Source organism: uncultured Brachyspira sp., assembly GCF_944390845.1.
Taxonomy (GTDB): domain Bacteria; phylum Spirochaetota; class Brachyspiria; order Brachyspirales; family Brachyspiraceae; genus Brachyspira; species Brachyspira pulli.
The window spans coordinates 1-8,359 of the sequence record NZ_CALXRM010000109.1; the positions used below are offsets into that span (position 1 = coordinate 1).

Below are 8,359 nucleotides of genomic sequence, written 5' to 3' on the forward strand. Positions count from 1 at the left end.
AAGTTGAAAAACAATTAGAAATTATATATAATTTAGCACAAAAGGAGCTTTTTTAGTTATCTAGGACAGCCCCAAAATTAATTATTACTATATCTAAACTTCTTTAAATATGGTATTTTACCCAAAAATTATTTTGTCCATCATAAAATGACTTTTACTATTATGGAATATTTAAAGCATTAACTAATCTCAAAAATAATAATTGAAGAAGATATCACTTAATCAATTTAAAAATTTTTGGTATATACCGAAAATTTTTAAGTTTGTCAATATTAGTTTTTATATTGTTATTGTTTTCGGGTACTAGTCCCCCGAACCCCTACTTCTTTTGGTGCCCCAAAGAAGCAAAAGGGCTATATTTTAGCTTAAATTAATAGTTTATATTACATGTAAAACAATTTTAGTATGATTTAGTACTAATTTTATACCTTGCACTTTCGCGAAGCGTATCTGAGCTTGTTGAGGATATAAGCAACTTTGACGAAGTCCGCAGAGTGTGTGCGGCGGGAAAAAGTTGACTAAAAATCAGTATATACCAACAACCCTAACTGTAAATACATACATGTAAAAAAGTTTAAAAACATATTTAAAAATTAAGATAAATATTCTATACTAATAATAGAAAGAAAGTATATTTATTTATTGTATAATATGTATAATTATGAAAAATATAAAAACAATATCTAAAATAGTAAAAATAGTGGGTTTCAAAAAAATACAAACCATAATAAAACTAATCGGAATTAAAAATATACCAAAACTGATAAAGGCAAATGGAATTATAGATTTTGTTCATATTTTAGGCATAAAAAAAGCTAGTAAAATAATCAGTTTAATAGGATTAAAAAATACCTATCTCATTATAAAAAGCATAAAATAAAAATTCGTACTTATACTCAAATTTCAATAATTAATAATAAAATATACAGCATTAAAATTTGACTTTACACTATTTTGATGTTATAATTACGCACCGTTACATTTTTAGATTAAAAACTACCAAATTTTTTAAAACGTTAAATCAAGGTGTGTATTTTATGGATAAAAAAACATTGAAAACAAAAAATAGTACTTACGTTTTATCACAAAAAGATATCAAACAAAATTGGTTAATTATTGATGCTAAAGGTAAGTCATTGGGAAGAGTTGCTAGCAGAGCAGCTTATATGCTTAAAGGTAAACACAAAGTTGACTATGCATACAATTTAGATAATGGCGATTATGTTATTATAATCAATGCTAAAGACATAGTATTAACAGGAAATAAAAAGAAAGGAAAAATTCACTATAGACATACTGGTTATCCTGGTGGTATAAAAGCTATAAGTTATGGCGAACTACTTGAGAAAAATCCTGAAAGAATGGTAAAAATAGCTGTAAAAGGTATGCTTTCTCATAGCCCATTAGGCAGACTTCATCTTAAAAAATTAAAAGTGTATGCTGGAAGTGAGCATCCGCATGAAGCTAACAAACCTACTGTAGTAAATATATAATTAGGAGATAACAATGGCAGCTAAACAATTAACTATTTTTACTGGTAAAAGAAAAACAGCTAATGCTAGAGTACGTATAACTTTAGGAAGCGGTAAAATATTAATAAATGGTAAAAATTACACTGATTATTTCTGTAATAGAGCAGCTCTTATCAAAGTTGTAGAAGATGCTTTAAAAGTAACAGGTAATTTTGGTAAATATGATGTATTAGCTAATGTACATGGCGGCGGAGTTTCTGCTCAGGCTGATGCTGTTAGACATGGTATTGCTAAAGCTTTAGTTAGCGAAAGTCAGGATTTCAGAACTACTTTAAAAAGAAATGGTTTTCTTACAAGAGATTCCCGTGTTGTTGAACGTAAGAAATATGGTAGATCTGGTGCTAGAAAACGCTTCCAATTCTCTAAACGTTAAGTTTTTATTCTAGCAATTATATTTTTAGATAAAAGGTTTATATAAATGACTGCTAAGAAATTAAAGAAGTTTAAAGATTTATTACTAGAAGAAAAGAGGAAAACTTTAGATGAGCTTTTAAGCGGTAACGAAACTTATGAAGCTCTTAAAGAAGATTCACATGGAGATATGGCAGATATAGCATTTCAGGCTTATGAAAAACAAAATTTAGTTAATTTTTCTCAAAAAGAAAAAGATAAGTTAGAAATGCTTAATAATGCTCTTAAAAGAATAGAAGACGGATCTTATGGTAAATGTATAGATTGTAAAGAAGAAATCAATGAAGAAAGATTAACTGCTTTACCTTATACTTTAAGATGCGTAAATTGTATGGCTAAATACGAAGATAAAAAACGCCGTGAAAAAATGTAATTAATAATGTATGTCAAAGTCATTTTTAATTTACCAATAGATAAAATACTTACATACAAAAAACCAGATGAGATTAATGATAGCTTGGTAGGATGTAGGGTTGTTGCTCCTATTAAAGGAAAAAACAATAAAGGCATCGTTATTGAAGAAATCGAAACTTTAGATGGTGACTATAAAGTATATCCTATCAAAGCTAGAATTGATCTTGAACCTATTTGTTCAGATAAAGAATTCCAATTAGCTAAATGGATGAGTAATTATTACCATTCATCTTTCGGAGAAGCACTTTTCGCTGCATTGCCTGTTGGAACACCAGCAAAAAAAGAAAAAAAAGCTAAACCAATACCTGCAAAACAAAAACCATATTTAAAACTTAATGATGAACAAGAAACTGTACTAAAAAGGATCAATGAAAGTATAGAATCTAATAATCCAAAAACTTTTTTACTTCATGGTGTAACTGGAAGCGGTAAAACAGAAGTTTATTTGCAGGCTATTAAAAAAGTTGTAGATATGGGAAAGCAGGCTATTGTTATACTTCCAGAAATATCTTTGACACCTCAAACAATAAAAAGATTTGCTGAAAGATTTGAAGGAAAAATAGCTGTACTTCATAGCAAATTATCTCCAAACTCTAAATACAGATACTGGCAGATGATAAAAAAAGACGAAATAAAAATTGTTATAGGTGCAAGAAGTGCTATATTCTCCCCTACTCCTAATTTAGGAATCATAGTAATAGATGAAGAACATGAAACCAGTTATAAGGCAGGAGATACACCAAGGTACCATGCAAGACAAGTTGCATTCTATAGAAAAAGCAAAGAAAATGCTACATTGCTATTAGGAAGTGCAACTCCTTCTATAGAAAGTTTTTATCATGCTACAACTGGTAAAATAGAACTTCTTACTCTAAATAAAAGAGCTGCTTCTGTAAATATGCCTGAAGTAAAAATATTAGATTTGAAAAAAGAAAAAAGAGCAGAAGCATTCCCAATGATAACTCAAAAATTGGTAGAAGAAATCAATAACAAATTAGAAAAAAAAGAACAGATTATATTATTTTTAAATAGAAAAGGATATGCCCCTGTTGTTACTTGTTCATATTGTCAAAGAGTATTAGAATGTCCTAATTGTTCGGTTTCTTTAACATATCATAAAAAGAAAAATGTAGTTATGTGCCATTACTGCGGATATACACAATTTTTAGATGAACTTTGCGATGAATGTAAGATAGGACATTTTGAAAGAATAGGAAGCGGTACAGAAAAAGTTGAAGAACATTTGAATATACTATTTCCAAAAGCTGTAATAGAAAGAATGGATCAGGATACTGTAGGCGGAACTAAAAATTATGAAAAAATATTCAAAAGATTTTCTGACGGAGAAATAGATATACTTATCGGAACGCAAATGATAGCTAAAGGTCTTGATTTTCCTAATGTTACTTTGGTTGGTGTTTTATTTGCAGATATGTCGCTTCATATTCCAGATTTTAGAAGTGCTGAAAGAACATTCAATTTAATAACTCAAGTTGCAGGAAGAAGCGGAAGGGGTGAAAAAAAAGGTGTTGTATATATACAAACTTATTCACCTAATAATTACAGTATTGAATGTGCCAAAAATCATGATTATATATCATTCTATAATAGAGAAATAGAAAACAGGAAAGCTCCTTTAAATTATCCTCCATTTTCAAGATTGGTAAGATTAGTTATAAGAGGATTAGATGAAAAAAAGGTTGAAAGCGATGCCAATATGATAGCGGATATGCTTAGAATGGAAACTTATAATGATTCTGATAAAATTATTATATTAGGAGCTGTAGCCTGCACAATAAGTAAATTAAATAAATATTATAGATGGAATATATTAATAAAAACTCCATCTCATTCTCTATTAAAAGGATTCTTCAAAAAACTTAATGACAGTTTTACAGCTCAAAAAGGCAATTATGTAGAAATAGATATAGATCCTATCAATATGTTATAATCATACATCAACATAAAATCTTATAGCATTTTTTATTCTAGCTTTAAGTTCGTTTTGACCTACAGGTTTTTTAACATAGTCACAAGCACCTTTCTCTAAACCATTAACTACATCATCTTCATTGTATCTTTTAGTAATGATTATTATTAATGCTGTTCTTAAAGATATTTCTTTTTTTATTTCATCTAATAAATAGAAATAATCTTTATCTTCTGATAAATTAATATCCATCAAAATTATATCAGGAGAAATTTTTTTTAGTTCTTTAAGCGGATTAGTAAGATTAGATATGCAAACTATATCATAATCATCACTTAACCATTCAAGATAATTTTTTCTTGTAATCTCCATAGGTTCTATGAGGGCTATTTTATACTTAGAATGTTTTCTTTTTAATTTCATTCTTTTATCTTTTTTGTTAAAGGCTAAAAAAGCTTTCAAATCAGCATAACGTATTTTATATCTTTTTCCAGGAGTGATATCCGCTTTTAGACCATAATGTCTAACCCAATAATTAACTGTAGTTCTTGAAACACCGACTATTTTTGCTGCGTCAATAGGTGATAGCATATCATCATCGTCATATATTAGTTGCTCAGTATTGTTCATATAACCTCTCAAAATAAAATTAATAAAAAACTCTCCCCATTATAGTATAAAGATTAATACATAATGAAATTTTTGTCAAATAAAAAATATTTAAATTATAATTAATATTCATAGATTTATATTTATTTATTCATATTATAACTACATTTTTTACATAAAAATGATTTTTTTTTAAACTAATGTATAAAATGTAAATAGAGTTTAGATTAAAAAATATCTTTTATGACACAATTTTATGATAATAAAAATACTATAATCCTTGTTTTTTATCTCTTTTTTAACTATAATTAATATATATAAAATAATAAAAAAGGATATAAATAATGAAAAAAGCTATACTTATTATAGCCGGAGGAATAGGAGAAAGACTATGGCCTCTAAGCAGAGAAAATAAGCCAAAGCAATTTTTAAACATTATAGAAGACAAATCATTAATAGAGCAAACAATCAATAGGGCATTAAAAATAACTACAGAAGATAATATATTTATAGTTACTGGAAAAAGATATGAAGAAGCGTTTACAAAATATATTCCATCATTCAAAAAAGAAAATATAATATATGAACCATTAGGCAGAGATACTACAGCAGCTATAGCATTAGGTGTATCTGTAATAAAAGAAAGAATAGGAGAAGCAATTGTAGCAATACTTCCTGCTGACCCTATCATAAAAGATGAAAAATTATTTATAAAATCCATAGAAGATTCTATTGAAGCAACAAAAACTACAAATCATATTGTTATTATAGGAATAAATCCGAATAGAGCTGAAACTGGTTATGGATATATAAAACTCAAAGATAAAATTAAAGATAATGAATATAATGTTGACAGATTTGTAGAAAAGCCTAATTATGAAAATGCATGCAAATTTTTAGAAGATGGAAATTATTTATGGAATAGCGGAATGTTTATATGGTCTGCTGATAATATATTAAATTCTGTAAATGAATTTATGCCTGATACATATAATAAAGTAATAGCTACTTTAAAAGCAAAAGATGATAATGAAAAAGAAGAAATATTCAAAACAATAGACAAAGTATCATTCGACTTTGGTATAATGGAAAAGTTAGAAAATATTATATGTATTAAAGCTCATTTCTTCTGGGACGATTTAGGTGCTTTTTCGGCTTTGGGAAGAATACATGATAAAGATAATAATAATAATGTAATTGTTGGAAATGTATATGCCAAAGAATCACATGATAATATTATAATCAATGATGATAAAGAAACTTTCATAGCAATAGATGGTGTGAAAGATTTAACTATAGTAAAATCTAATGGTGTACTTTTAATATATCCTAATAACAGAGATTCAAAAATAAAAGATATATTAAAAGATATAAGAGAAAATGAAGATTTAAAAGATAAAAGACATTTACTTTAATTATTATAATTAATAATAAGTATTCTAATATTATTTTTTCCTGTTAGAATACTTATTATTAAGCAAAGTTTCTTTATACATTTTATCTTTAGCTTCTTTAATTTGTTCTAATTCTTTTTTCTTCTTTTCTTTTTCTTTTTTCTCTTTTTGATTATCTTCTATAAGTTTTCCATTTATAACTACATTTTTAAATTCTATATTTTTATTTTCTGTAATTTCAATAGGTATAGTATTGCCTTTTATCTGCACATTTTCAAATTTTAATGATTTATAAAATTTAATATTCCTAAAATCAGCATCGCCTTCTATAACAATATTTTCAAAACTAGCATCGCCTATCAAACTAGAATTAAGCAAGCTAAAATTATTCTTAAAATATATATGATTAAATTTCAATTTATCCATTATATCTGAATTAGAAATACTGCAGTTACAATCAACAGTTATATTATCAATATCAAGCGAATAAAGATTCGATAAAGACATATTAAAATCCATATTTATTTTAGAATTTTTCATAATTATTTCTTTATGAACATTAGACATAACTATAAAAATACCGCTGTCAAAATCAGAATCTGTAAAATCCAAAGAAGCTTTTAAATCATAATTTCTTATATGAAATGGGCCGTAAAATGATGAATTTCTAAATAATAAATTGGCATCTTTCTCTATTTTTAATCCCTCAAAACTAAAACCATCATAACTAATCATATAAGAGAAATTATAGTATCCTCTATAAATATCATCTCTTATAATACGTCTGAAAAGTCCCTCTGGTTTATCATCACCATTATGATGAATAATGCATAAACCATCTTTATATTCTTCTCTGTCGCAATTTTCTGTACTAGATATTTTTTGTTTACAAATAGCCATAATAAATCAATTACTTAATTAAAACATAAAACTCATACCTATATCATGTGAAATATTATCTTTGCTAAAATTATCAAAACAAATAGCATAATCAAGCCTGAATAATTTCACATAAATAGATAAACCCAAAGAAGCACCTTTATTTCCTACCCCTACTCTGGCTAAAATACCGCTAGGCAATTTAGTTGCAAATCTCTTTTGTATAGCACTAGGAGCATCTAATATAGTTTCAGGCAAATCATCATACCAAGTGCCTTTCTCTTTAAATAAACCTAATTTATTAAAATCTATAATCATAGCTTCAAGACCAACTGATACATTATGTGTAACAGAAGGTACTGATATTGTATATTGTGCTGTTATAGAAAAACTATTATCGCTTTTACTATAAGCCAATGAAGCTACTATATCTGTATCAACTTTTGCAAAAACATTATCATAAAATCCAAAATTTCTCACCCCGATACCAAGCTTCAAACTAGGAGTAAATAATGACTGCATATATGCTACATCTAAAAACATACCAAAGTTATTATCTTTTTCGCTATTATTAATTACAGTTTTTATATTTCCGCCTATAAAAGCATTATCATTAATGGCATAAGCGGCACCAACATTTATCAAATATAATCCGCTGTATATATCATTCTTTTTTATTCCAGAATTATCATAAGAATATACTTTATTAATCTCGGAAGCAAAACCAACACCTACTGCATAAGAAGCACCTATATGAGCATAAGAAGCATTGAATATATATTCATTTTTCGGATCTGATGTAACTGTATAATTTAAATTAACGCTGTCTCTTAATACTCCCATCAAGGAAGCAGCATTCATAAATACAGATGAAGAATCATTACCAATTAAAAATCCTGACTTCATCATACCTTTTGATCTTGTACTTGTTGTGTCCAAAATAGACAATGAATGCTTTGAAGATGTAGATGCTGCATAAGTTAAAGAAGCATATATCAATAATATAACAAATATTCTTTTTATCATTTTATAAATCTTATTTCTTTAATTTTTTTAATAGTAAAGCCAAATTATAACATAAAAAAAAGTAAATACAATTAAATCAAACTCAATTTATTGTTTAAGAGCCATAGATATTGCACACTTTTATTTTAAAAAAAGAAGGTATTCCTTATAATTTAAATTACTAG

Annotated in this window: 9 protein-coding genes; 6 read left to right on the top strand and 3 right to left on the bottom strand. The window is 26.8% G+C overall.

What is annotated here, in order from left to right; all coding sequences use genetic code 11:
* Window positions 1-661 precede the first annotated feature (661 nt).
* From Q0K52_RS14135 to priA, 5 genes are all read left to right on the top strand, one after another.
* Window positions 662-880, top strand: a complete 219-nt coding sequence (locus Q0K52_RS14135; RefSeq protein ID WP_297300526.1) for a hypothetical protein — start codon at window positions 662-664, stop codon at window positions 878-880.
* Between the two features lie 157 nt (window positions 881-1,037).
* Entirely contained in the window at window positions 1,038-1,493 is a 456-nt protein-coding gene (rplM, locus tag Q0K52_RS14140) for a 50S ribosomal protein L13 (protein ID WP_297300527.1), read from the top strand.
* Between the two features lie 13 nt (window positions 1,494-1,506).
* Window positions 1,507-1,905 carry a 30S ribosomal protein S9 gene (gene rpsI, locus Q0K52_RS14145; RefSeq protein ID WP_297300528.1) on the top strand — a complete coding sequence of 133 codons (399 nt, stop codon included), beginning with the start codon at window positions 1,507-1,509 and terminating at the stop codon, window positions 1,903-1,905.
* Between the two features lie 45 nt (window positions 1,906-1,950).
* Entirely contained in the window at window positions 1,951-2,316 is a 366-nt protein-coding gene (locus tag Q0K52_RS14150) for a TraR/DksA C4-type zinc finger protein (RefSeq protein ID WP_297300529.1), read from the top strand.
* Between the two features lie 6 nt (window positions 2,317-2,322).
* A complete protein-coding gene (priA, locus tag Q0K52_RS14155; protein ID WP_297300530.1) occupies window positions 2,323-4,308 on the top strand; it encodes a primosomal protein N' in 1,986 nt (661 codons plus the stop codon).
* Here the strand turns inward: priA and Q0K52_RS14160 are convergent, their stop codons facing one another.
* Window positions 4,309-4,917: a response regulator gene (locus Q0K52_RS14160; protein WP_297300531.1), complete on the bottom strand. Its 609-nt coding sequence runs from the start codon at window positions 4,915-4,917 to the stop codon at window positions 4,309-4,311.
* A gap of 323 nt (window positions 4,918-5,240) precedes the next feature.
* Here Q0K52_RS14160 and Q0K52_RS14165 point away from each other — a divergent pair, with 323 nt between their 5' ends.
* Window positions 5,241-6,311 carry a mannose-1-phosphate guanylyltransferase gene (locus Q0K52_RS14165; RefSeq protein WP_297300532.1) on the top strand — a complete coding sequence of 357 codons (1,071 nt, stop codon included), beginning with the start codon at window positions 5,241-5,243 and terminating at the stop codon, window positions 6,309-6,311.
* Window positions 6,312-6,341: 30 nt separating this feature from the next.
* Here Q0K52_RS14165 and Q0K52_RS14170 read toward each other — a convergent pair whose 3' ends face one another.
* Together Q0K52_RS14170 and Q0K52_RS14175 are read right to left on the bottom strand one after the other, a co-directional pair.
* Window positions 6,342-7,190, bottom strand: a complete 849-nt coding sequence (locus Q0K52_RS14170; RefSeq protein ID WP_297300533.1) for a hypothetical protein — start codon at window positions 7,188-7,190, stop codon at window positions 6,342-6,344.
* An 18-nt stretch (window positions 7,191-7,208) separates the two neighbouring features.
* Entirely contained in the window at window positions 7,209-8,195 is a 987-nt protein-coding gene (locus Q0K52_RS14175; RefSeq protein ID WP_297300534.1) for a hypothetical protein, read from the bottom strand.
* Window positions 8,196-8,359: the final 164 nt, after the last annotated feature.

What these genes read in the sequence shown, in the direction of transcription:
- Q0K52_RS14135 (WP_297300526.1), top strand. Translation starts at nt 662, where the DNA reads ATGAAAAATATAAAAACAATATCTAAAATAGTAAAAATAGTGGGTTTC.
- rplM (WP_297300527.1), top strand. Translation starts at nt 1,038, where the DNA reads ATGGATAAAAAAACATTGAAAACAAAAAATAGTACTTACGTTTTATCA.
- rpsI (WP_297300528.1), top strand. Translation starts at nt 1,507, where the DNA reads ATGGCAGCTAAACAATTAACTATTTTTACTGGTAAAAGAAAAACAGCT.
- Q0K52_RS14150 (WP_297300529.1), top strand. Translation starts at nt 1,951, where the DNA reads ATGACTGCTAAGAAATTAAAGAAGTTTAAAGATTTATTACTAGAAGAA.
- priA (WP_297300530.1), top strand. Translation starts at nt 2,323, where the DNA reads ATGTATGTCAAAGTCATTTTTAATTTACCAATAGATAAAATACTTACA.
- Q0K52_RS14160 (WP_297300531.1), bottom strand. Translation starts at nt 4,917, where the DNA reads ATGAACAATACTGAGCAACTAATATATGACGATGATGATATGCTATCA.
- Q0K52_RS14165 (WP_297300532.1), top strand. Translation starts at nt 5,241, where the DNA reads ATGAAAAAAGCTATACTTATTATAGCCGGAGGAATAGGAGAAAGACTA.
- Q0K52_RS14170 (WP_297300533.1), bottom strand. Translation starts at nt 7,190, where the DNA reads ATGGCTATTTGTAAACAAAAAATATCTAGTACAGAAAATTGCGACAGA.
- Q0K52_RS14175 (WP_297300534.1), bottom strand. Translation starts at nt 8,195, where the DNA reads ATGATAAAAAGAATATTTGTTATATTATTGATATATGCTTCTTTAACT.